Annotated in this window: 20 protein-coding genes and 1 pseudogene; 7 read left to right on the forward strand and 14 right to left on the reverse strand. The window is 61.4% G+C overall.

All coding sequences use genetic code 11. From position 1 onward, the window contains the following. Nucleotide 1 precedes the first annotated feature (1 nt). The 3 genes from SPO_RS11980 to serB are packed head-to-tail and all read right to left on the reverse strand — an operon-like array spanning nt 2 to nt 4,058. Nucleotides 2–2,170: a hybrid sensor histidine kinase/response regulator gene (locus SPO_RS11980; RefSeq protein WP_011048077.1), complete on the reverse strand. Its 2,169-nt coding sequence runs from the start codon at nt 2,168–2,170 to the stop codon at nt 2–4. Next, nucleotides 2,167–3,165: an amino acid ABC transporter substrate-binding protein gene (locus tag SPO_RS11985; protein ID WP_230981736.1), complete on the reverse strand. Its 999-nt coding sequence runs from the start codon at nt 3,163–3,165 to the stop codon at nt 2,167–2,169. The genes SPO_RS11980 and SPO_RS11985 overlap by 4 nt, the downstream gene beginning before the upstream one ends. Next, nucleotides 3,165–4,058: a phosphoserine phosphatase SerB gene (gene serB / locus SPO_RS11990; RefSeq protein WP_011048079.1), complete on the reverse strand. Its 894-nt coding sequence runs from the start codon at nt 4,056–4,058 to the stop codon at nt 3,165–3,167. Before serB ends, SPO_RS11985 begins: the two co-directional genes overlap by 1 nt. Before the next feature lie 329 nt (nt 4,059–4,387). Between serB and SPO_RS11995 the strand changes: the two genes are divergently transcribed. From SPO_RS11995 to SPO_RS12020, 6 genes are all read left to right on the forward strand, one after another. After that, nucleotides 4,388–5,401: an amino acid ABC transporter substrate-binding protein gene (locus SPO_RS11995; protein WP_011048080.1), complete on the forward strand. Its 1,014-nt coding sequence runs from the start codon at nt 4,388–4,390 to the stop codon at nt 5,399–5,401. A 144-nt stretch (nt 5,402–5,545) separates the two neighbouring features. Next, nucleotides 5,546–6,640, forward strand: a complete 1,095-nt coding sequence (locus tag SPO_RS12000) for an amino acid ABC transporter permease (RefSeq protein ID WP_230981737.1) — start codon at nt 5,546–5,548, stop codon at nt 6,638–6,640. A 4-nt stretch (nt 6,641–6,644) separates the two neighbouring features. Then, the gene (locus tag SPO_RS12005) at nt 6,645–7,745 is read left to right on the forward strand and encodes an amino acid ABC transporter permease (protein ID WP_051420358.1); all 1,101 of its coding nucleotides are present in this window, start codon (nt 6,645–6,647) and stop codon (nt 7,743–7,745) included. A gap of 19 nt (nt 7,746–7,764) precedes the next feature. Beyond that, nucleotides 7,765–8,535, forward strand: coding sequence for an amino acid ABC transporter ATP-binding protein (locus SPO_RS12010; RefSeq protein WP_011048083.1), 771 nt, complete (start codon nt 7,765–7,767; stop codon nt 8,533–8,535). A gap of 51 nt (nt 8,536–8,586) precedes the next feature. Continuing rightward, nucleotides 8,587–10,194: a Na/Pi cotransporter family protein gene (locus SPO_RS12015; protein ID WP_011048084.1), complete on the forward strand. Its 1,608-nt coding sequence runs from the start codon at nt 8,587–8,589 to the stop codon at nt 10,192–10,194. A 60-nt stretch (nt 10,195–10,254) separates the two neighbouring features. After that, on the forward strand, nt 10,255–10,917 hold the full coding sequence (locus SPO_RS12020) for a response regulator transcription factor (protein ID WP_011048085.1): 663 nt from the start codon (nt 10,255–10,257) through the stop codon (nt 10,915–10,917). A gap of 332 nt (nt 10,918–11,249) precedes the next feature. On the opposite strand, the gene SPO_RS12025 is transcribed toward SPO_RS12020, so the two are convergent. Beyond that, on the reverse strand, nt 11,250–12,794 hold the full coding sequence (locus SPO_RS12025) for an alanine/glycine:cation symporter family protein (RefSeq protein ID WP_044028377.1): 1,545 nt from the start codon (nt 12,792–12,794) through the stop codon (nt 11,250–11,252). Nucleotides 12,795–12,817: 23 nt separating this feature from the next. Further along, a complete protein-coding gene (locus tag SPO_RS12030) occupies nt 12,818–13,252 on the reverse strand; it encodes a universal stress protein (RefSeq protein WP_011048087.1) in 435 nt (144 codons plus the stop codon). Between the two features lie 146 nt (nt 13,253–13,398). Here SPO_RS12030 and SPO_RS12035 point away from each other — a divergent pair, with 146 nt between their 5' ends. After that, nucleotides 13,399–13,854: an Lrp/AsnC family transcriptional regulator gene (locus SPO_RS12035; RefSeq protein ID WP_011048088.1), complete on the forward strand. Its 456-nt coding sequence runs from the start codon at nt 13,399–13,401 to the stop codon at nt 13,852–13,854. 11 nt (nt 13,855–13,865) lie between these two features. On the opposite strand, the gene SPO_RS12040 is transcribed toward SPO_RS12035, so the two are convergent. The 9 genes and pseudogenes from SPO_RS12040 to SPO_RS12080 form a co-directional block, all read right to left on the reverse strand. After that, a complete protein-coding gene (locus SPO_RS12040; protein ID WP_011048089.1) occupies nt 13,866–14,282 on the reverse strand; it encodes a VOC family protein in 417 nt (138 codons plus the stop codon). 85 nt (nt 14,283–14,367) lie between these two features. After that, nucleotides 14,368–15,366 carry a tRNA dihydrouridine(20/20a) synthase DusA gene (gene dusA, locus SPO_RS12045; RefSeq protein WP_230981738.1) on the reverse strand — a complete coding sequence of 333 codons (999 nt, stop codon included), beginning with the start codon at nt 15,364–15,366 and terminating at the stop codon, nt 14,368–14,370. Between the two features lie 577 nt (nt 15,367–15,943). Then, nucleotides 15,944–16,282 carry a 3-hydroxyacyl-CoA dehydrogenase NAD-binding domain-containing protein gene (locus tag SPO_RS22895; protein WP_144083996.1) on the reverse strand — a complete coding sequence of 113 codons (339 nt, stop codon included), beginning with the start codon at nt 16,280–16,282 and terminating at the stop codon, nt 15,944–15,946. Nucleotides 16,283–17,036: 754 nt separating this feature from the next. Beyond that, complete coding sequence (locus SPO_RS12055; protein ID WP_011048091.1) at nt 17,037–17,501, reverse strand: CoA-binding protein; 465 nt, start codon at nt 17,499–17,501, stop codon at nt 17,037–17,039. 3 nt (nt 17,502–17,504) lie between these two features. Next, nucleotides 17,505–17,903 carry a 2Fe-2S iron-sulfur cluster-binding protein gene (locus SPO_RS12060; protein ID WP_011048092.1) on the reverse strand — a complete coding sequence of 133 codons (399 nt, stop codon included), beginning with the start codon at nt 17,901–17,903 and terminating at the stop codon, nt 17,505–17,507. Then, nucleotides 17,900–19,249, reverse strand: a complete 1,350-nt coding sequence (locus SPO_RS12065) for a selenium-binding family protein (protein WP_011048093.1) — start codon at nt 19,247–19,249, stop codon at nt 17,900–17,902. Before SPO_RS12065 ends, SPO_RS12060 begins: the two co-directional genes overlap by 4 nt. Nucleotides 19,250–19,252: 3 nt before the next feature. Beyond that, a pseudogene (locus SPO_RS12070) lies at nt 19,253–20,060 on the reverse strand (enoyl-CoA hydratase). A 2-nt stretch (nt 20,061–20,062) separates the two neighbouring features. Beyond that, nucleotides 20,063–21,229, reverse strand: coding sequence for an acyl-CoA dehydrogenase family protein (locus SPO_RS12075; protein ID WP_011048094.1), 1,167 nt, complete (start codon nt 21,227–21,229; stop codon nt 20,063–20,065). Nucleotides 21,230–21,347: 118 nt separating this feature from the next. Beyond that, a complete protein-coding gene (locus tag SPO_RS12080) occupies nt 21,348–22,283 on the reverse strand; it encodes a LysR family transcriptional regulator (protein WP_011048095.1) in 936 nt (311 codons plus the stop codon). Nucleotides 22,284–22,347: the final 64 nt, after the last annotated feature.

Raw genomic sequence — 22,347 nt, forward strand, 5'->3', positions numbered from 1 at the left:
TTCAGGTATCGCTGACAGTATTTTTCGGCTTGGCAAGAAAGCGGACCAGACGCACCAGGCGACTGACCGAGAACGGTTTTTCCAGAACGGCGACATTGCCCGTCCGGCGCCAGGCCTCGGGTACTGCGGCAGGACTTGCCGTGGTGACGATGACACCGGCAAGACCTGCAGCAGTCTCCAGCGCTTCGTCGACGAACGAGCAGACCTGATGCCCGCGCCCGAGATCCAGATCGGTGATCAGCAGGAACGGCCCGGCCTGCTGCGAGATGAGCTGCCGTGCATCCTCCCGCGATGCACAATCCGTAACGTCGCACTTCAGGCGCCTGAGACTTTGAAGGGTCGCGGCGCGCACCTCGGGGTCGTCTTCGAGAAGGATAATGCGCACCCCGTCAAGCGCAGTGATCCCAACAGACGGATCCGGCAGCGCACCGGGCTGACCTTCGTCGGCCTCCACCAGCGGCAGCGGCAGTGAGAACCGCACGCCGCCCGTCTCGGGCCGATCAATCGTCATCCGGCTCTGCATCGCCTGCGCAAGGGCAAAGCAGATCGACAGGCCCAGGCCATAACCCGCGCGGCTTTGCCTGGGACCGGATATATCCGGTTTGTCGCCATCCAGAACAAAGCCGGGCCCATCGTCTTCGACCGTGATGATGCAGCTTTCCTCTCCGATCTCGCAATGGAGCCTGATATGCCCGCCGCCCGCATACTGGATCGCATTGGCAATCAGGTTGCCCAGGATGCGATAAAGGGCCTGATCGTCGCCCAGCACGCAGAGGTCGGATGCGGGTTGTGCGATGTCCAGAGTTGCGCCCGCCAATTCGGCGCGTTTGCCGAACGCGGCCTCGATGCGCCCGAACAGCTCAGCCAGCCGGATCGGCTCTTGCGCTGCGGTAAAGGTGCCCGCCTGCAGTTTTGACAGGTCGAGGATCGAATTGAACAGCTGCATCGTTTCCTGCGTGAGCCGTGCCAGCTGATCCAGGGTTTCGCACGAGGCGGCATCCAGCGCGCTGCGGTCGATGCCGCCGATCAAAAGCCCCATGGCATGCACCGGCTGACGCAAGTCATGGCTGGCCGCGGCCAGAAGCTCCGACTTCGACCTGTTGGCCTCCTCCGCCTCCAGCCGGGCGTCGCTGGCAAGCCGATTCAGCGCAACAAGGCGGCCTTCGCGTTCGGCGATCGTTGCGGTCAGGTTCGAAAAGGCGGTCTCGATCAGGGTGATCTCGTTGCGCCCGACCGGATCGGGCGCGCGTCCGCTCCCTTCATAGGCGCGGATGCGCTGGGTCAGTTTCTGCACCCGGCCAACCACCTGCTTGTCCAGAAAGGTGTAGATGAAGGCGCTGATCGTCGCAAAGACCAGAAAACTGATCAGGATCAGGTACATGTTCGTCCGCACCAGCGACAGGATGGCGTCGCCGCGCTGGTTGGCCCCGGAGATCAGGCGCGAGGACATGAACCGGGTGCTGTCGGACAGGCGATAGGACAGCTGGATGTGGTTCTTGAGCCGTCCGCGCAGCACGGTCTCCGTTTCCAGCAGGGTCCTGCGCATCGCCAGCATCTCGTGCCCGATCACCGCCAGCGGATGGGTCTGGTCCGGGGCGAGCAACGCGTCAAGCTTCTGTCCCAGACCGTGGAGCTCGCGCGCCCAGTTCGCGGCATCAAGCTCCTGACGCCAGAGCAGGAAGGCCAGCCGCGCGTCTGGGCTGGCGGGCGCCTCGGTCGCCCGTTCCGACAATGCGATCATCCCGGCCTCGCTGCGCAGGCGCAGGGTGTTCAGCGCGACCAGGCTATCGAGGTTTTCGGTGAGCTGGGCCAGCGCGGTTTCGATATCGGAATACTCGCCGGGCCGCAGGGTAAAACCGCTCAGGTCGCGGCTTTGCCGTTCGATCGCGCCAAGCTGATCCTGAAGCTGAATGAGGGTGGTTGCGGCGGCGATCTCGGTGTCGGCCGAGACCAGCAGACCGACCAGGCTGGTTAGCCCGAGGATCTCGGCGTTCAGTCGGGTTGCCACCGTCGCCTGTGGCAGGTCCTCGTCGACCAGCCGCTCGAATTCCTGGCGAAAGGTCTGGGCGCCATAGACCGAGACAAAGCCGATCGCCAGCGCCCCAAGAGACATGCAAAACAGCGCCAGAAAGACGATCCGCCCGACACTGACCTGCGCCCTGCGCATCATGGCGGTGTCATCGGCAGGGGATACATCAGGCCGCCGTCCGTCCAGAGCGCGTTGCGCCCACGCTCCATCCTCAGTTCGGAACCGTCCCCCAGATTGCGGCGGAAGATGTCGTCGTAATTGCCGACCTGGCGGATCACCTCTGCCCCCCAGGTGTCGACCACGCCCAGATCGGCGCCCGCAGGCAGGGCAAGGCGGGCAATCTCTTCCGGGTCGCTGACCTGCCCGATCCCGGCTGTTTCGGCAACCAGGGTCAGGTTGATCACCCAGCGGACGATCTGCTCCCATTGCCGGTCATCCTCGCGCACGACAGGTCCCAGCGGCTCGTTTGCGATCTCGTCCTCGAGCAGGACAAAATCGTCGCGATAGCCGGGGCGGCTTGCCATCATCGCGGCCAGATCGCTGCCATCGGCGGTCACCGCCTCGCATTCCCGGCCAAAGAACGCCCGCCAGCGTCCCGCCTGCGAGGCGTATTCCTGTATGCCGATGCCGCCTCCCAGGCTGTCGATCCTGTGGCGGATATTGGTGATGCTTGTGGTGCCGGAGTTGGCGCAGACCGTCTTGCCGGCCAGATCCGACAGGGTGCGCGCACCGGTATCGGCATAGACCAGCACTTTCTGACTGTCGTAATAGGTGATGGCCGGGAATTCGAGCGCGGCGTTCACGTCCCGGTCAAAGGTAAAGGTGGTGGTGCGAAACAGCACATCGACCTCGCCCCGGGCCAGAACCTCGAGCCGGTTCAGACTGTCCAACGGCACAAATTCCACCGCCGTCGCATCGCCCAGCATGGCCGCCGCCACCGCGCGGCAGAAATCGACGTCGAACCCGGTCCATTCGCCATCAAAGCGCAGCGTTGCAAAACCCAGATCATCGCTGCCGACACCACATAGCAGATAGCCGCGATCCCGGATCGCGGCGCCGGTATCGCCCTCGCCGGCCTGCGCGCTGAGCGCCCCCGCCAGCCATAAACCAAGTGTCAGCGCGCCGCGAAACCGCATCACCGCCCCTCGATCTCATCTGCGGCAAAACCCTGCGCGAACAGCGCGGCAGTCAGGTCGCCCCGCGCGATATCGAGATCGACGATGTCCTGCACGACCGGTTTCCCCCTGTAGCTGACAGGCAGGCCACAGGCCCGCAGCATCAACATGTCATTTGCCCCATCGCCAATGCAACAGGCCATCTCTGGTCCGATGCCCAGGGCGGCGCATTCCGCCAGCAGCACCTCGCGCTTGGTCTCAGCCGTGCAGATCGGCAAGGTGAGCGCGCCGGTCATGACGCCCGCCTCGATCACAGGATTGTTCGCCACCACATGATCGAACCCGCACAGCCACGCGACCTCTTGCGCAAAGATCCCGTAGCCGCCGGTCACCAGAACCGTGCGGGCGCCTGCTGCGCGCATGGTCTGCACCAGCGCCCGGGCACCGGGGGCCAGCCGGATGCGCTGGCAGAGCCCTTCGAGCTGGGCCAGCGGCGTTCCCGCCAACAGCCGGGTGCGCTCGGCCAGCGACTGGGCAAAGTCCAGCTCGCCCGCCATGGCACGGGCTGTGATTGCGGCGACCTCGGCGCCCTGGCCGCGGTCCTCGGCCAGCAGATCAAGCATCTCGTCGAGAATGATCGTCGCTTCCATATCCGCCACCAGCAATTTGCGCTTGACCGGATTGCCGCGCAGGAAACAGATATCCATCCCCTGTCGCGCGGCCATCGCGCGCAGCCGGGCGCGTTCGCCGACTGGTGCACTGACGATCGGTGGCATATCGAATACATGTGCGGATGAAGATGCGACCATCGCCCCATGCGCCAACCCGGCAGAGGCGCCGGCATGGTTGACAAAGTCCGCGAAACAGGTCGCGCTAGCGCCCTTTTCACCCGGTATCGCCAGAAATTTCGTCATCGTATTCCTCCTCTCCTGCCCGGAATACCTCAGGTATGACCCCATAGGCGCGAATGACCAATACGCCTGAATGACGAGAGCGCTCGGCGGCCACGGCGCCGAAGCATGGCCGGCAAGATGCTGAAAACACGTCCTTAAATTTCGCCTCATCCGAAAGGACTAGTCCCTTTGTGCCGAATGGCGCAATTGGGAAAGGCCCGGAACGCGCCCGCCTCCCCCATCAGGCCAATATCCCGACGGCGGGCCTCTACCTAGTCTCGCTCTCCAAGCCGGCCGGTGCCCGTAACGGGGCCACAGGGCCGCGCCTGACGCAAAACTGGGAGGATAGAATGCGGAACAAAGAAACACTCGTGATCCTGGCGGCGGCCGCTGCCGCGATGGCGACCGGCGCCCATGCGGGCAAGCTGGACGATGTCCGGGCGGCCGGCGAGCTGGCCTGTGGTGTCAGCGAAGGCGTGCCGGGCTTCTCGAACCCGAACTCGGAAGGGGTCTGGACCGGTCTGGACGCGGATATCTGCCGCGCCGTCGCAGCGGCAACGCTGGGCGATGCAAACGCCGTGCGCTTCGTGCCTTTGGCCTCCAAGCAGAAGGTGCTGGCCGTTTCCAGCGGCCAGGTCGACATGACCTCGCGCACCACCACCTGGACGATGAAGCGCGACTCGGCCGAGGGCGTCGATTTCACCTCGGTCGTCTATTACGACGGCCAGGGCTTCATGGTGCGCGCCGATGCCGGTGTGACCAGCGCCAGGGAACTGGACGCCGCAACCGTCTGTCTGACAACCGGCACCACGACCGAGCTCAACATGGCCGATTTCGCCCGCGCCAACGGTCTGACCCTCGAGCCGGTGGTCTTCGAAGGCAAACGCGAGGCGGTCGAGGCCTATGCCTCGGGCCGGTGTGACGCCCTGACCACGGATGCCAGCCAGCTTGCGGCCTTTCGCGCCGGCTTTGCCGATCCGTCCGAACACAAGATCCTGCCCGAGATCATCTCGAAAGAGCCTCTTGCCCCGTTTGTCGCCCATGGCGACAACCAGTGGAAGGATATCGTGACCTGGGTCGTCTACGGCCTGATCACCGCCGAGGAGCTGGGCGTGACCCAGGCCAATGTGGCGGAGATGACGGCAAGTTCGACCAATCCGAACATCCAGCGGCTGCTGGGAACGTCCGGCGACACCGGGGGCTTCCTCGGGCTGAACAGCACCTGGATGGTCGACACGATCAGCGCGGTAGGCAACTACGGCGAGATCTACGACCGCAACCTGACCGCGACGCTGGGTCTGGAGCGCGGTGTGAATGCGCTGTGGACCGATGGCGGCATTCTCTACGCGATGCCGGTTCGCTGATCGCGCCGATCCTCGATCTGAAACGCTCACGGTCGGCCCTTGGGGTCGACCGTCCTCTGAAACCGATTGGTGAATCCTGATATGCCTTCATCCAAGAAAACGGCAGCCTGGTCCCCGGGCTCACTCCTGTCGCAGGGCGGGGTATTGGTCGTTGTCATCGCGATCCTTTACGTCCTGTTCTCCAACACGCAGGAAAATCTGGCCATCCGTGGGATCGAGAGCGGGTTCGCCTTTCTCGGGCACGAGGCGGGCCTGCCCATCGGCGACAGCCTGATCGACTATTCCCCGACCCGCAGTTACGGATATGCCTTTCTGGTCGGGATCCTGAACACGCTCTTTGTCTCGGTCCTGGCCATCGTGTTCTCGACCTTGCTGGGGATCGTCATCGGCGTTGCGCGGGTGTCGCGCAACTGGCTGCTGGCCAAGGGCGCGGCCATTTATGTCGAGACCCTGCGCAACCTGCCGCTGCTGCTGACGCTGTTCTTCATCTACACGGTGGTTCTGGCCGCACTGCCGCATCCGCGCGATGCCATCGCGCTGAGCGAGGGTGTCTTCCTGTCCAAACGCGGGTTCTACCTGCCCCGGCCGGTTGCCGAAGACGGGATCGGGCTGTTTCTCGGGGCCTCTGCCGTGGCGCTGGTTCTGGCGGTGATGTTCTGGCGTTGGGCAAAATCCTACAAGGTGCGCACCGGCCGTTCGGTGCCCGGGCTTCGCGGCGGGCTGGCGATCTTCCTTGCCCTGAGCGGGCTCGCCTTTCTGGCCAGCGGTCAGCCCCTGACCAGCGAGTTGCCGGTCTACAAGGGGTTCAACTTCAAAGGCGGCCTGTCGATCAAGCCCGAGTTTGCCTCGCTGCTGATCGGTCTGGTTCTCTACACCGCGGCCTATGTTGCCGAGAACGTGCGCAGCGGCATCCAGTCGGTTCATGCCGGCCAGATCGAAGCTGCCAATGCCCTGGGTGTTTCCAGCGGCGTGGTGACGCGGATGGTTTTGCTGCCGCAGGCGCTGCGAGTGACCATCCCGGCAACCACCAACGACTATGCCAGCCTGGTCAAGAACAGCTCGCTCGCCGTGGCGATCGGCTATCCCGACATGGTTTCGGTCGGGGGGACGATCATCGGCCAGAACGGTCAGGCGATCGAGATCATCGCCATGTGGATGGCGGTCTATCTGACCATCAACCTCATCATCTCGCTGGGCATGAACATGCTGAACGCCCGTGTGCAGCTTGTTGAAAGGTAACGCAATGTCCCAAGATACCATCCTGTTTCAACCCATGGCCGCGCGTCCCGCGCCCGCGTCCCAGATCGGACCGATCGCCTGGCTGCGCGCCAACCTGTTCGGCGGCTGGAAGGACACCGCGATCACGCTGTCCCTGCTGGCGGTGCTGCTGGCCGTTGTCCCCAATCTGATCGAGTGGCTGCTGATCAACGCCACCTTCCTCGGCGACGATGAGACCTGCCGCCAGAACGCCGGTGCCTGCTGGCCCTTCCTGCAGGCCAAGTTTCAGGTTCTGATGGTCGGCGTCTATCCGCAGGACCTGTCCTGGCGCCCGGCTATCGCCGCGCTCGCGCTGCTGGTTCTGGCCGGGTTCACCTATGCCGACCGGATCCGCGGGATCGCCCTGATCGTGGCCTGGGCGGTGCTCCCGATCTTTGCCCTGATCATGATCGGCGGTGCCTTTGGCATGCAGGAAGTCGACCAGTCGCTTTGGGGCGGGCTGATGCTGTCGGTGCTGCTGGCGCTGGTCGGTGTGATCGTGTCGATCCCGCTGGGCGTTCTTCTGGCGCTGGGTCGGCATTACGGATCGCCCGCGGTCAAGGCAATCTGCGTCGCCTTCATCGAGCTGGTCCGGGGCGTTCCGCTGATCACCATCCTGTTCATGGCCTCGGTGATGATGCCGCTGTTCCTGCCGCCGGATCTGGTGATCAACAACCTGCTGCGCATCCAGATCGGCATGATCCTGTTCTCGTCCGCCTACATGGCCGAGGTCGTGCGTGGCGGGCTGCAGGCCATCCCCAAGGGACAGACCGAGGCCTCGCTTGCACTCGGAGTATCGCCGGCCCGCACCATCATCTTTGTCGTAGTGCCCCAGGCGTTGCGCCATGTCCTGCCCCCGCTGATCGGACGCTGCATCGCGCTGTTCAAGGATACCTCGCTGGTGATCATCGTCGGCCTGCTGGATTTCCTGGGCATGGTCCGGGGGGCGGCGCTGGACCCGGAATGGCTGGGTTTCCAGGCCGAGGCCTATGTATTCGCCGCCTTTGTCTATTGGCTGATCTGCTACAGCCTCAGCCTTTACGGGCGCGCGCTCGAACGTCGCGGACCTGCCGGTTCCAAGCGCTAATCGAACTCTGGAGACACCAATGACTGTCAAAATCGAAAGCCATATCGCATCCGGCGAAACCGTCATCGAGATGCAGAAGGTCAACAAATGGTATGGCGAGTTCCATGTCCTCAAGGATATCGACCTGACCGTATCCAAGGGCGAGCGCATCGTGATCTGCGGCCCGTCGGGGTCGGGGAAATCGACCCTGATCCGCTGCATCAACCACCTGGAAGAGCATCAGGAAGGCACGATCACCGTCAACGGCACCGTGCTGAACGAGAACATGAAGAACATCACCCATATCCGCCGCGAGGTCGGCATGGTGTTCCAGCAGTTCAACCTGTTTCCGCACATGACGATCCTCGACAACCTGTGCTTTGCCCCGGTCTGGGCGCGCAACATGCCGCGTGACGAGGCCGAGGAAACCGCCTGCCGCTATCTGGAGCGGGTCGGCATCGGCGCGCAGAAGGACAAGTATCCCGGACAGCTGTCGGGCGGCCAGCAACAGCGCGTCGCCATCGCGCGCTCGCTGTGCATGAACCCTTCGGTAATGCTGTTTGATGAGCCGACCTCGGCGCTTGATCCCGAAATGATCAAGGAGGTGCTGGACGTGATGATCGAGCTGGCCGACACCGGCATGACCATGATCTGCGTCACCCATGAAATGGCCTTTGCCCGCTCGGTGGCCGACCGGGTGATCTTCATGGATGGCGGCGAGATCGTCGAAGAGAACACGCCAAACGCGTTCTTCGACAATCCGCAGGTGGATCGCACCCAGAAATTCCTGAGCCAGATCCTGTCACACTGAGTCAGTCGGAACCAAAAGGGAGGGCTGGCCATTACCAGCACGGTCGTACTTGTGCAGATCGTCGGATCTGTCGCGTTGATGCTCTGGGGCATTCGCCTTGTCCGCACGGGGTTCATCCGTGCCTTTGGCGGCTCGCTGCGGCATTATCTGGGGCTGGCGATCAGTGGCCGGCTCACCTCGTTCGGGGTTGGGCTGGCGATCACGGTCTTCCTGCAAAGCAGCACCGCGACGGCACTGATCATATCGTCCTTCGCCTCCAAGGGTCTGGTGCAGACGCCGGCGGCGCTTGCGGTGATGCTGGGGGCGGATGTGGGCACGTCGATCTCGGCCCAGATCCTGTCGTTCAATCTGTCCTGGCTGGCTTATGCGGCCATTCTGATAGGCTTCTTCCTGCATGGCCGGGGCGGGCGCTTCGCGACCCGCCAGATCGGCCGCGCCATTGTCGGGCTGGGCATGGTTCTGCTGGCGCTGAGCCTGATCCGCATGTCCTCGCAGCCGTTGCGAGAGGCCGACGGGCTGGCCTATGTCCTTTCGGCGCTCGAGGGCGAGGTTCTGCTGACCCTGTTCCTGATGGCGGTGCTGACCTGGCTGGTGCATTCCAGTCTGGCGGTGGTGCTGCTGACCGCCTCGCTGGCCAGCGCGGGCATCGTGCCCACCGGCACCGGGCTTGTCATGATCCTGGGGGCCAATATCGGCGGCACCATCCCGCCGATCATCGCAACGCTCAGCACCGGCCCGCAAAGCCAGCACGCCGCCCTTGGCAACGCGGGATTCAAGTTGCTGGCCAGCCTGCTGGTGCTGCCCTTCCTGCCCTGGGTAGGTGAACGGCTCCAGTCCTTTGGCGGCGACGCGCAGGTGCTGGTGAATTTCCACCTGACGTTCAACCTGTTGGTGGCCACGCTGTTCCTGCCCTGGGTGCAGACCGCCGCCGCGCTGCTGGCGCGCGTCTTTCCCGATACCGGCGCCGGCGCCGTCGAACCGGTCACGAAGTATCTCGACAAGGAACTCATCACCTCGCCTGCCCTGGCCCTGACCAGTGCCACGCGCGAGCTTTACCGCGTGAACGAGCGGATCGAAGATTCCCTGGCGCTGCTGTCAGGCGGCATCGCCGCACGAGACCAGGTCGATGTGCAGGGTGCCCAGGAGAACCGCGCGCGGGTCGCCGCGATGCTAGAGGAGTTCAAGTTCTATCTGACCGATATCACCCGCGAGGAAATCTCGGAAAGTGACAGCGCCAAGGCGATGAACCTGCTGCTGATCGCGACCAATCTGGGACATGTGTCAGAGCTGGTGACAAACGCGGTCGAACTGACGGCCTCGACCTCGCACGAGCAGATCCGGTTTTCGGAGGCCGGAACCGCCGAGTTGCTGGAGATGCTGGAGCTGATCCATCAGGGTATCCGTCTGGCATTGTCCGCCGCGCTGCTGGGCGATGCCAAGGTGCGCAAGACACTGCAAAAGGGCCGCAAGGAACTGGAGCGGATGGTGGATGAAAGCCGCCAGGCCCATTTCAGCCGGCTTGCCGAGGGCACCCTGTCCTCGATCAGCACCACATCGTTGCATAACGAACTGCTTCGGGATTTTTCGCGCATCTACTACCATATTTACACCGCATCCAAGATCGGAGGCCGGGACAGCTCTGTCATGATACGCGGATAGCCATGGAACCAGCGCGCCCGGGCTGTTAATCCTGCAACGGATGGGGAAAGAGGGCAGACAATGACCGTTGTGTTGATCGTGGATGACCATCACCTGATCCGGGCAGGCGCCAAGAACCTGCTGGAGGGCGCCTTTTCGGGCATGCGGGTCGAAGGGGCCGAGACGGTCTCGGACGCGCTGGCCTTTCTGGAGGCGGATAACACGGTCGATCTGATCCTGCTGGATGTCAACCTGCCGGATGCCGAGGCTATCGACGGGCTGGTCCGCCTCAAGCGGTTCGATCCCTCGAACGCGGTCGCGCTGATCTCGGGCGAGACGGATCATGAGCTGATCAGGGCCGCGCTGGAGGCCGGAGCGGATGGTTTCATCCCCAAATCGGCGGATCCACAGGTCTTGATCCATGCGGTGTCCTTGATCCTCGAAGGCGAGATTTTCCTGCCCCGTTCCTATCTGCAAGGCGGGAGGATGGCAGAGGTCGCGACGCCTTTGGACAGTTCCGAACGGCCCGAACAAAACCTCACACCCCGGCAACGCGATGTCTTCGAGCTGATGTGCAAGGGGTTGGCCAACAAGGAGATCGCAAGGCTGCTCGACCTCTCCGAAAGCACGGTCAAATCGCATGTATCGGCCATCTTCAAACAGATCGGCACCACCTCACGCTCGAAAACGATCGCGATTTTCCGGCAGGAAGGGGTCGCTCTGCCCTCGGCATCCGAAGACTGAAGGGGCCCGCTGGGCCGATCCGGCGTGCCGGTCTGGAGCGCACCTCCCCATCTGAATTGGTCCACCGTCATGTTCAGGGAACGGAGGACAGAGAACGGCAAACACGCGGCACAAACCCGAGGAAATAGTTCAGAAGTTGCGGCAGGTTGACGTGCTTGTTGGCCAGGGTATGCAGCGCGTGGATGCGATCGGCGAAAAGCGCATTGCCCCGGCAGCGCGGTATTTGCGCAAAGAAATATGGCACATGGCAAGAGAGCCGTTCAGGCCACACAACTTCCTTCCACAAAAAAGGGCGGGGTATCCCCCGCCCTTTCCATTCTTATTTCAGAAGCTTAGCCGAACTTCTTGATCTCGCCCGACTTGAGCCGCGACAGATAGGAGTCGAGCTCTTTCTTGACGATCGGCATCAGCAGATACAGCGCCATGATGTTGACCACGGCCATGGCAAAAATCATCGCATCCGAGAAGTCGATCACCGGGCCGAGATTAGCCGAGGCGCCGATCACCACGAAGAGGCAGAAGATAATCTTGAAGGTCAATTCCTTGGTCTTGCCTTCGCCGAACAGGAAGGTCCAGGCCTTGAGGCCATAGTAGGACCAGCTGATCATGGTCGAGAAAGCGAACAGGATCACCGCGATGGCCAGGATGTACTTGAAGAACGGGAAGGCCGAGGAGAAGGCCGCCGAGGTCAGCGCCACGCCCTTGTTGCCGTCAACGGTCTGGATGGTGCTTGCGCCCTCGTCCAGCAGGTACAGGCCGGTATTCGGATCGCTGACCAGCTGACCGGTGATGATGATCACCAGCGCGGTCATGGTGCAGATCACCACGGTGTCGATGAAGGGTTCCAGCAGCGACACGAAGCCTTCGGTGATCGGTTCCTTGGTGCGCACCGCCGAGTGGGCGATCGCAGCCGAACCCACGCCCGCCTCGTTCGAGAAGGCGGCCCGCTTGAAGCCCTGGATCAGCGCGCCGACCATGCCACCGGCAATGCCCAGCCCGGTAAAGGCACCGGCAAAGATCTGGCCAAAGGCCCAGCCGATCATGTCCGCGTTCATCAGGATGATCACCAGCGCGGTGGCCACATAGAGCACGCCCATGAAGGGCACGACCTTTTCGGTCACGCTGGCGATGGATTTCAGGCCACCGACGATGACGGCAAAGACGATGCCGGCAAAGATAAAGCCGGTGATCCAGCCCGGGAAATCACCCACAACGTTGGCGATCTGCGCGTGGGCCTGGTTGGCCTGGAACATGTTTCCACCGCCAAGGGCGCCAAGAACACAGAAGATCGAAAACAGGATCGCCATGAAACCGCCTGCTGGCAGGCCCCGTTCCTTGAACCCTTTTGTCATGTAATACATCGGGCCACCCGAAACGGTGCCGTCCGCGTATTCGTTGCGGTACTTCACACCCAGCGTACATTCGGTGAATTTGGATGCCATGCCCAGGAGACCGGCAAGGATCATCCAGAAGGTCGCGCCCGGGCCGCCAATGCCAACGGCAACCGCAACACCGGCGATGTTGCCCAGACCCACGGTGCCCGACAGCGCGGTGGCCAGCGCCTGGAAATGGCTGACCTCGCCCGCGTCATTGGGGTCGGAATAGTCGCCCTTGACCAGCGAGATGGAATGCGGAAACGCCCGGAACTGGATGAAGCCGAAATAGAGTGTGAACACCGTCGCGGCGATCACCAGCCACATCACGATCCAGGGGAACGAGGTGCCGGGGAACGGGCTGAAGATGAAGTTGACGAACCAGCCGGTCGAGTTGGCGAAGATCTGGTTGACCTTCTCGTCGACGGACTGGGCCAGGACCGGCGCTGCGCTCAGCATGGCCATGGGCGCGGCAAGCGCCGCGGCTTTGATAGGTGTGTTCATGATATCCCTCGTCTGTTGGCCGTTTACGGCACGATCGTGCAAGGCACGGGAGCGTATTGGGCAAGCGTACCGGCAACCGAGCCGAAGACGCGCGCGGCCAGGCCGCTTTCACCCTGACGTGCGATGAAGATCTGCGCTGCGCCGCTCTTGGTGGCGATGTCGCAGAGCGTGTCGGCGACCTGACCATAGCGGATCGCGGTCTCGATCTCGACGCCGCTGCCGGCCAGTTCCGCCTTGAGCGGTGCCAGGATCGCGGTTTCGGCACGTGCCATTTCCTCGGCCCGGCGCTTGTGGCGCTCTTCGATCTCGGTCGGGGTCAGGAACGAATAGGGCGACCATTCCAGAACATGTGCGACGATGATCGAGGCTCCCCCGGCCTTCGCCCGCTCCATGGCGAAGTCGAGCGCCCGGCGGGATGCCGCGCTGCCGTCGTAGCCGACGACGAATTTGGTTGTCATGTCTTCCTCCCTGGGGATGCTGCGCGTCCTTCTGACGCACTTGTAAAGTACACCACAGAGCAGGCGATTTGTTACGAAAATTCCTTGCCCGTCGGAAAATTTTCGGAAAATATCCCAGCTGAGGGGTCTGGGTGAGAAAATTTCCGATGGATGGACTGGACAAGAAGATACTTTCCGTCTTGCAGCAGGACGGTCAGATCTCGATGGCGGCCCTGTCCGAGCGGATCGGGCTGTCGTTATCCGCCTGCCACCGGCGCGTCAAGTTGATGGAGGCAGAGGGCATCATCCGCAACTATGCCGCCCAGATCGACCGCCAGACCGTCGGGCTGGAGGTGCAGGTCTTTATCGAGGTAAAGCTCAATTCGCAACGGCGCGAGGACCTGGAAGCCTTTGAAAAGGCGATCCTGTCGATGCCCGAGATCCTGGAATGCCACATGATCACCGGCGAGTTCGATTTCCTGATCCGCGTCTGCGTGCATTCCCCCGCCGATTACGAGGCGCTCTATCGCAGTTCGCTGTCGGCAATCCCGGCGGTGTCGCAGATGAAGACGCTGCTCAGCCTGTCGACGGTCAAGGAGTTTCGCGGCTATCACCTGCGGTGACCCGCTGGCCCCTACCCGTCCCGTCCGGGATCCGCCGGATTGCTGGAAAACAGCGCGATCTTGTTGCCATCAGGGTCGCGCAGATAGCCGACATAGAAATGCGGCCCATAGGCATCGCGAAATCCCGGCTGCCCCTCGTCAGCCCCGCCCGCGGCCAGAGCGGCCGCATGCAGCGCGCGCACCTGGGCCTGACCCGAGGCCTCGAAGGCGGTCATGTTGCCGTTTCCGGGCACGGCCGCCCCGCCATCGAAGGGCGATTTGACGTAGAAATCCGGTGGGGCAAAGGACTGCCCCGCTTGCCGGGGCAAGATGTAGCTCAGGTCGCCATGATACCGCTCCAGCACATATCCTAGGGCGGGCAGGAACGCGGAATAGAACCGCTCGGCACGGGCGATGTCGTTGGCACCAACGGTGACATAGGCGATCATTCTGCTTGCTTCCTCTCAGACGGTCCCATTTTGACGCGCGCATGCGGCGTCAGGCCGGGCCAAGATACCCTTCGGCGCTGAGGCCTCAAAGCCTCGGCGCGGGGTCCAACGGCGTTTCAGAGGTGTGCCAAAGCCCGGCCACCTGGTCCAGCGCTGCCTCGACCAGCTCGGGACCCGCACCGGGGCGCACCGCGCCTTCGGACAGCATCCGCCGCCAGCCGCGCGCACCCGGGCGCCCGGCAAACAGCCCCAGCATGTGCCGGGTGATCTGGTGCAGCCGCCCGCCCGTGGCCAAATGCGCCTCGATATAGGGCAGCATGGCGCGCACCGCCGTGACCGGATCGCTGGCCGTGCCGGTGCCATAGATCAGCGGATCGGCCTTGCACAGGATATCGGCGGGCTGGTGATAGGCGGCCCGCCCGATCATCACCCCATCCAGCCCCGCATCCAGATGCGCCCGCGCCGCCGCGAGCGTGTCGATGCCGCCATTGATCGAGATATGCATCCCGGGAAAGCGCGCCTTCATCCGGTGCACCAGATCGTAGTCAAGCGGCGGGATGTCCCGGTTCTCCTTCGGGCTCAACCCCTGCAGCCAGGCCTTGCGCGCATGGATGATCACCCGCTGGCACCCTGCCCCGGCGATCTGTTCCAGGAACTCCGGCAGCACGGTCTCGGGGTCCTGATCGTCTACCCCGATCCGGCATTTCACCGTCACCTCGACATCGACGGCCTCACGCATGGCGGTGACACAATCGGCCACCAACCCGGGATGTTTCATCAGCACCGCGCCGAATGTCCCCGATTGCACCCGATCCGAGGGGCAGCCGCAATTGAGATTGATCTCGTCATACCCCGCCTCGGCCCCCAACCGCGCCGCCTGCGCCAGCTCTTCGGGGTCCGAACCGCCCAGTTGCAGGGCCACCGGATGCTCTTCAACGCTGTACTCCAACAGATGCAAGGCCCCCCCCCGCACCAAAGCCGGCGCGGTCACCATCTCGGTGTAAAGCAGGGTCTGCCGGCTGAGCAGCCGATGCAGATACCGGCAATGCCGGTCCGTCCAGTCCATCATTGGCGCGCAAGACATACGCCAAGGTACGATATTCTGCGATTTTCTTTCCATTACTGACGTTTATCGCAGCTTGGGCAGTCCCGCCAGAGCATGTTTCAGGCCCGTTTATTGCTCGTCCGAGCCCGTTTTCGATCAAGTTACAACAAATGTTGCGCCTGAATCGCGATGTTGTAGCTCGGCCTTACCCCTCTCCGTTCGTCTTTGGGTGATAGGTTCCAATCCGTGCGAGCAAGTTTGCCGCCATTCGCTGCGCCGCGCGTGAACTGACAGAATGCAGGTCTTTCCCGACCTTCTCTTTTCAGTCTTCGCTGGCGCAGCATCAGTTCGCAACCGCGGCACGTTTGATTTTGCGGTGCTGCGTAGGTCGCCAATCCGGTTATTCCACTGGAAGAAGTTCAGCAAAAAAATCGCTACAGACAGGGCCGGCCATCGAGGTGCGGCACAAACCAGACTTGAGCAATCGCATATACTGTTTATCAAGAAGCACGCGTGCCCAATGTGTGCTGGTTCTCGCCATACGGGCCAAGTCGCGAAAACGTCATTGTCAGATAATCGGGCAAGAGGCGAGAACGTAGCAGAACAGTTGTCACTTTCACAGTTCAATCATATTCGCTTTGACGATGTTCATCACGAAGAATGGTCCGACTGGCACGCCCAAAACCTCTTTTGCGACCTCGTCAATTTGGGTAGGCGATCCCAGCCCATCGTCCAGACAGCGCGGCTTCATTTGTGTATGGGCAGAAAAACCGGTCGAGGGCAAATCCGCTGTAATCCTTGCATTCGATGGCTTCCTTCTGGCATCGAGCCAAAAATGGCAGCACAGCGGGGCCATGGTTTCCGAAGCCGTCCTCGGGGCCTTGATGACTTCGACAATTGGGTTCACTTCGGCCGGACTGAAGCAGTGCATGTCGCAAAGCCGGTTCAGCGTCAACGCAGGCGATGCCTAAGGTAGGCCTGACCCAGTTGCAGCGACGTGCGCCAGATACATGTCGCGGGGTTCGGTATGAATCACATTACAAATACCGATTGATCAATCTCTGCGGGGGCAACCCCGGATCGCGCGATGGCCTCTGACGAAACCTGCGTTGCCAGATCACACGAAGAGGTTCCAGCCAGCGCGCCACCAAAGCTGCCAATGGCCATGCATACGCCCGCACAGACTGCAACATCACTCATTTGGAGCCCGTTACCAGTGGTCCGCCCGCGTTTTTCCAGGCCGCAATGTCGCCGGTGAGGTTGACGACCGGGGTCAGCCCCATCTCCATAGCGGACCGCGCTGCAAGGGCCGACCGCCGCCCGAGGCACAATAGAAGACATAGGTCTTGTCCTGGTTGAATTCAGACTTATGGGCCGGGCTTTCGGGATCGATGTGGAATTCCACCATACCGCGCGAGGATTCCACGGCGCCAGGGATTAACCCGGTACGTGCCGCTCGGTCCCGTCGCGCAAATCGACAAAGACATGGTCCTCGCTTCCAACCGATTCCAGCGCCTCATCGACACTCAAGGCAGGAACAACTCCAAGCGCCTCCCTGGTTATGTCCCTGGCGCTCTAGGTAATAGTCTGAGCCATAACGATCGGTCTTGTTCTCTTGTTGTCAATCCACCGCGAAATCGCGCCGAGCGTCCAATCCGAAGGGCTGGCAAAGCCGCAGCCACAGGCAGCGGGCGCGCGAAACTTCTGGTTCAGATTTCGAGGTCGAGCCTTGGCTTCCAGAACGGTCGGAAGAGCTCGATCTTGGGGCAGCGGTTCATGACGACCTTGAGACCTGCGTCTTCGGCCAGGGCGGCGGCCTTGTCGTCATAGACACCGATCTGACCCCAAAGCACTTTTGCCCCGATGGCGATGGCTTTCTCGGCGAAGCCGTAAAGCTCCTCTTTGGGTCGGAAGACATCCACCATGTCGACCGGCTGGTCGATTTCCTCCAGAGAATGATAGACCTTCAATCCCCGGATTTCGGAGACATTCGGGTTGGGATTGACGGGCAGAATGTCATAGCCGATCTCGCTCAGCTGGCGCAGCACGCCATAGCTGAACTTGGTCTTGTCCGCACTGGCCCCGACCATGGCGATGGTTTTGACCGACTTCAGGATGTCGGCAATGTATGACGGGTCGTAATCGTAAATGTGATCGATGTCGGCTTCGGGCATGACTCAGCTTTCTTTTGTCTGCTCCAACGCATCGCCAATTGATGGCCTTGGCGTGGCGATGTCCGCCTTGAGTTCGTGCGGCTGCAGCGGGTCGAGGAAGGGGTTGCGATAGAGCGTGTCGTGACTTTCCACCCCAATTTCCAGCGTGATGTCGGAGGTCGCGCGGGCCACGCAGAGGATCACGTAGCCGTTGGCAATCTGCCGGTTGTTGAGGGCCACCTGCCGACGCTGGTCCACTTCACCTGCCGTGAGTTTGGCCGCGCAGGTGATGCAGCCGCCGTATTCACAGCCATAGGGCAGATCGACGCCCTGGTCGCGCAACTGTTCCAGCAGCGGGCGGCGGGCGTTGACCTGGAAGGATGCGCCCTCGCGGTTGGCGATCGTGACGGTGTGGGTCGTCATAGCCAGATGTCGCTTGTGCAATCGCCGCCCGGATAGCGCATTTCGTGGCAGCGCGAGGGGCCGTTCGGCTCTTTCCCGAAATCAACGATGAAATCCGGGTTGATTTTCATGCCACCGTTTTCCGGATCGCAATCGATCATCACCATGACCCCGCCCTTTTCGCGGATCTCCGGGTAGAACTGGTTGTCCCATGTGGAAAACAGGCTGGTCGTCACATAAAGCCTGCGTCCGTCGAGGCTCAGCTGGAACATCTGCGGGCCGCCCGCCATTTCGACGCCATTGACCACCGGCGCCTTGTTCAAAAGCCCGCCCATAAAGACCTGCCCGGTCAGTTTCGGGTTGTGCGGGTCGGTGATGTCATACTGGCGCATGTCGCCATGCAGCCAGTTATTCAGGTAGAGGTACTTGTCATCCATCGAGACCAGGATCGCCGACATCACACCAGGCAGCGGGATCGGCCAGTCGGGGTGCATCTCGTTTTCGACATCGATGATCTTTTCCCATTGCCACTTGCCCGCACCGTCCTTCCACCAGTGGATGACATTGGTGGACAGGGCCGCGCCGCAGAACCCATGAGTGCTGTCGGGGTTGTGGTGGAACTTTACCTCCAGCGGAAGCAATCCATCCTCGCCCAGATAGAAACTCTCGACGGGCTCGCGCTTCTCGAAATCCCAGAAGTGCAATTCGCGCCCGTATTTGAGATGCCCGACCTCCTCAAGGTCGAACCCCGGCATGAAGGTATTTGGCGCGGCCCATTCGCTGCTCACCATCACGTTGTGGCGCGGCTGATACCAGAAATCATAGCCGAACTTGATGTCGCCCATCGAGTTTTCCCATCGGCCGACGATGTTGAAATCCTTGTTCAGGTGCAGGTATCCGCCCGGTGCCTCGCCCTTGGCATCGCCGAGGAACGAGATGATGATCTCACTCCCCAGACAATGCACCGTGTGCGGCCCCGACAAATCCGCCTTGGCCTTGATCTCGGCCCCGTCGATGACCTTGTGCAGGCGCGGCGCGCGGGGATCGGTGGCGGTATCGACGATATGCAGCTTGTTGGAGCGCACACCGGGCAGGATCAGGTATTTGCGGGACATCGAGCCATCGTCATGACAGGACGAGCAGGCGTTCCAGCCCATGTGATGCAACTCGTCCCCGATGCCCGGCATTTCCAGCCGGTGAATGACCTGACTATACGTCGGACTGTCCGGGTCCACATCCACAGTCGCCAGATAATCCGGCTTCTGAATGCCCGTGCCAGTGTAAATCGCAATCGTATAAAGCAGCTTCTCACGCGGTGCCTCAATCGCCGCCTGAGGGGACGCATAGCCCGGCCCACAACACTCCATTGATTATCCTCCCAGTGCCTGCCAATTCGGCGGGCGTTTTTCGATGAAAGCCCCGATGCCTTCCTCTGCATCCGGTTTCATCATATTGGCGACCATGACCTGCGATGCGTAATCATAGGCGTCTTGCAGCGTCATCTCGGCCTGTTTGTAAAAGGCCTCTTTCCCGATCCTCAGGGTGGCCGGCGCTTTCGAAGCGATCTTGTTTGCCAACGCCTCTGTTTCGGTTGTCAAATTCTGAGGCGTGGTGATTTTGTTCAACAAACCAAACCCGGCGGCATCCTCAGCTGACAACATATCACCGGTCAAAAGCATTTCCATCGCACGCTTGCGCGACACATTGCGGCTGAGAGCGACCATCGGGGTGGAACAGAAAAGGCCAATATTGACGCCGGGGGGTAGCGAAACGCGCATCACTTGCCGCGACGGCCAGATCGCAGCTTGCCACAAGCTGACACCCGGCGGCGGTGGCTATGCCATGAACCTGCGCAATCACAGGCTTGGGGCAGGTCACAATCGATTGCATCAGGCGCGAACAGGCCGACATTGTTTGCTGGAAAAACTCTTTTCCCTTGTCCGGTCTGCTGCGGGCCGCCGTCATTTCCTTCAAGTCATGGCCGGCACAAAAGGCAGGCCCATTGCCCGCGATAATGATGACGTGGATGCTGTTATCAGTGCCAAGCGCGTGCAGTGTCTTATGCAGTTGCTCCAGCATGGCAAGGGACAGGCTATTGCGCGCAGCCGGACGGTTGAGCGTCAAGCGCGCAACCTTGTTTGATGTTTCACAAAGCACAATATCGCTGCCAATTTCCATGCTCAGTCCCTCAGCAATCCGCGCGCGATCACCAGTTTCATGATCTCGTTGGTGCCGGCGTAAATCCGTTCAATCCGGTTGTCGCGGTACATGCGCTCCATCGGGTATTCAGACATCACCCCATAGCCGCCGAAAAGCTGCAGACAGCGGTCGATGATCTTTGCCTGCAGATCGGTCAGCCAGTATTTCGCCATCGAGGCCTTTTCGGTGGTCAGATTGCCTTCGAGATGTTCCGAAATGCAGGCATCGAGGAATGTCTTGGCAATTGTCGCCTCGGTTGCGCACTCGGCCAGCACGAACTGGGTGTTCTGAAAGTCAGCGAGTTTTTTCCCAAATGCTGACCGCTCGGCGACGTAGTTCAGGGTGACGCGCAGGACGCGCTCGATCCGCGCCACAGCATAGACACCGATCAGCAGCCGCTCTTGCGGCAATTGCTGCATCATTTGTACAAAACCCTGCCCTTCTTCTGCGCCCAACAGGGCCGAAGCAGGAACGCGCATATCGTCAAAGAAGAGCTCTGACGTGTCGTTCGACTTCATCCCCAGCTTGTCGAGATTGCGCCCCCGCCGGAAACCCTCGAGCCCATCGGTTTCCACCAGAAACAGGGAAATGCCACGCCCGCCCACCTTTGGCTCGGTCTTGGCCGCGACAATGATCATGTTCGCCAGCGCGCCATTGGTGATGAAGGTCTTCGAGCCGGAAATCCTGTAATGATTGCCATCCTTGACAGCGGTCGTCTTGATGTTCTGCAAATCTGATCCGGCGCCGGGTTCGGTCATCGCAATGGCGCCGATCAGATCGCCCGAGATCATGCGCGGGGGGAGACGCTTTTTCTGATCTTCGGAACCGTAGTGAATGAGATACGGGATCACGATCGAGTTGTGCAGACCGCCGCCCCAGCCATCAATCCCGGCCAGATTGCCTTGATAGGCAATGACCGCATCATGCGCGAAGCTGCCGCCCAAGCCGCCATAGTCTTCGGGCACCTCCGCACCCAGCAAGCCCATTTCACCCGCCTTCAGCCACAAGTCACGCGGAAAAGATCCCTGCGCTTCCCACTCTTCATAATGCGGCAAACACTCCCGTTCGTAAAACTGTGCACAGGCGTCCGAAAGCATCAAAAGCTCTTCGTCCATCCAGGGTGAAGTGGGGAGAGTAAGGTCTGGCATACTTTACCTGCATCGTGATCCGATACCCAGTTCCCTACCCGCAGAGTGTCAGCACCAACAAATCCCAATTGGCTATTCCCATAATGTGGATTTGCGATTGCCTTTCGCGCCGCGCGGCTCAGTTGATGTCCTTCAACATCACACCGCCGCGCCAGTTGCCTTCCTTCACCTCGGCGATCAATGTCTGACGCACGATGTCATATGCTGCGGTCGCTGCGGAGGACAGCGGGCGGTTGGTCGGCACCGCCAAACAGACAGTACGCGACAAGCCCGGATTGACGATCCGCCGTGCATCCAGATCGCCCGAGAACCACAGATCGGCCATCGATGGCCAATTCAACACGGTGGACCCGATGCCCGCCTTCACCATGCTGCGGATGGTCAAAAGCGACTGCTGTTCATAGGCCACGGTCAGTTGCCCGCCGATCTTCATCATGCTGTTTTCGAGCGCCCGGCGCACGTTGACCTTACGGTTTGGCATGATCAGCGGCAGATTTTGCAACTCTATCAGATCGATGTCCGATGTGTCCGGCTCTCCCGACCGCTTGCTGAACAGAAAGAGATATTCCTCGAACACCGGTTCGATGGAAACGTTCTGAAGGTTGCCGACATTGGCCAGCAGCCCGAAATCGACCTTGCCCGCGTCGATGGTCTGACCGGTTTCATAGCCCAGACCGTCCTCGATCCTGACAGAGATGCCGGGATAGGCATCACTGACATTCTTCACGATGGGCGCGGCGAGATGCGACGCCATGCCCACGGGCAGTGCCATGGTGATCTGACCGGTCAGCATGTCCGTGCCGGATTTGGCGTCTGCCCTGGCAAGGTTTACCTGTTCGAGAACGTTCTTGGCGCGGGAATAGAACCGCTGGCCCGATGCTGTCACCTTCGTCCCTGCAGGACCACGCTCAAGCAGTTGGCACTCCAGTTCCTTCTCAAGATCCGAGATTTGGCGGCTCAGCGCGGGCTGGGCAACACTAAGTTCCCTGGCCGCCGAAATGAAGCCTCCGTGCTCAACGACGCCGCAGAAATACTGAAGCTGGGTCAGCTTCATCTTCGCCTCCCTCTGGCAATGCTGCATTGTGATTGGTTGTATGTTTCCTATGCCTTCTGGATAA

Source organism: Ruegeria pomeroyi DSS-3 (genome assembly GCF_000011965.2).
Taxonomy (GTDB): Bacteria; Pseudomonadota; Alphaproteobacteria; order Rhodobacterales; family Rhodobacteraceae; genus Ruegeria_B; species Ruegeria_B pomeroyi.

Coding starts and splice junctions, on each gene's coding strand:
- SPO_RS11980 (WP_011048077.1), bottom strand. CDS start 2,170: ATGATGCGCAGGGCGCAGGTCAGTGTCGGGCGGATCGTCTTTCTGGCG.
- SPO_RS11985 (WP_230981736.1), bottom strand. CDS start 3,165: ATGCGGTTTCGCGGCGCGCTGACACTTGGTTTATGGCTGGCGGGGGCG.
- serB (WP_011048079.1), bottom strand. CDS start 4,058: ATGACGAAATTTCTGGCGATACCGGGTGAAAAGGGCGCTAGCGCGACC.
- SPO_RS11995 (WP_011048080.1), top strand. CDS start 4,388: ATGCGGAACAAAGAAACACTCGTGATCCTGGCGGCGGCCGCTGCCGCG.
- SPO_RS12005 (WP_051420358.1), top strand. CDS start 6,645: ATGTCCCAAGATACCATCCTGTTTCAACCCATGGCCGCGCGTCCCGCG.
- SPO_RS12010 (WP_011048083.1), top strand. CDS start 7,765: ATGACTGTCAAAATCGAAAGCCATATCGCATCCGGCGAAACCGTCATC.
- SPO_RS12020 (WP_011048085.1), top strand. CDS start 10,255: ATGACCGTTGTGTTGATCGTGGATGACCATCACCTGATCCGGGCAGGC.
- SPO_RS12025 (WP_044028377.1), bottom strand. CDS start 12,794: ATGAACACACCTATCAAAGCCGCGGCGCTTGCCGCGCCCATGGCCATG.
- SPO_RS12030 (WP_011048087.1), bottom strand. CDS start 13,252: ATGACAACCAAATTCGTCGTCGGCTACGACGGCAGCGCGGCATCCCGC.
- SPO_RS12035 (WP_011048088.1), top strand. CDS start 13,399: ATGGATGGACTGGACAAGAAGATACTTTCCGTCTTGCAGCAGGACGGT.
- SPO_RS12040 (WP_011048089.1), bottom strand. CDS start 14,282: ATGATCGCCTATGTCACCGTTGGTGCCAACGACATCGCCCGTGCCGAG.
- dusA (WP_230981738.1), bottom strand. CDS start 15,366: ATGTCTTGCGCGCCAATGATGGACTGGACGGACCGGCATTGCCGGTAT.
- SPO_RS12055 (WP_011048091.1), bottom strand. CDS start 17,501: ATGCCCGAAGCCGACATCGATCACATTTACGATTACGACCCGTCATAC.
- SPO_RS12060 (WP_011048092.1), bottom strand. CDS start 17,903: ATGACGACCCACACCGTCACGATCGCCAACCGCGAGGGCGCATCCTTC.
- SPO_RS12065 (WP_011048093.1), bottom strand. CDS start 19,249: ATGGAGTGTTGTGGGCCGGGCTATGCGTCCCCTCAGGCGGCGATTGAG.
- SPO_RS12075 (WP_011048094.1), bottom strand. CDS start 21,229: ATGCCAGACCTTACTCTCCCCACTTCACCCTGGATGGACGAAGAGCTT.
- SPO_RS12080 (WP_011048095.1), bottom strand. CDS start 22,283: ATGAAGCTGACCCAGCTTCAGTATTTCTGCGGCGTCGTTGAGCACGGA.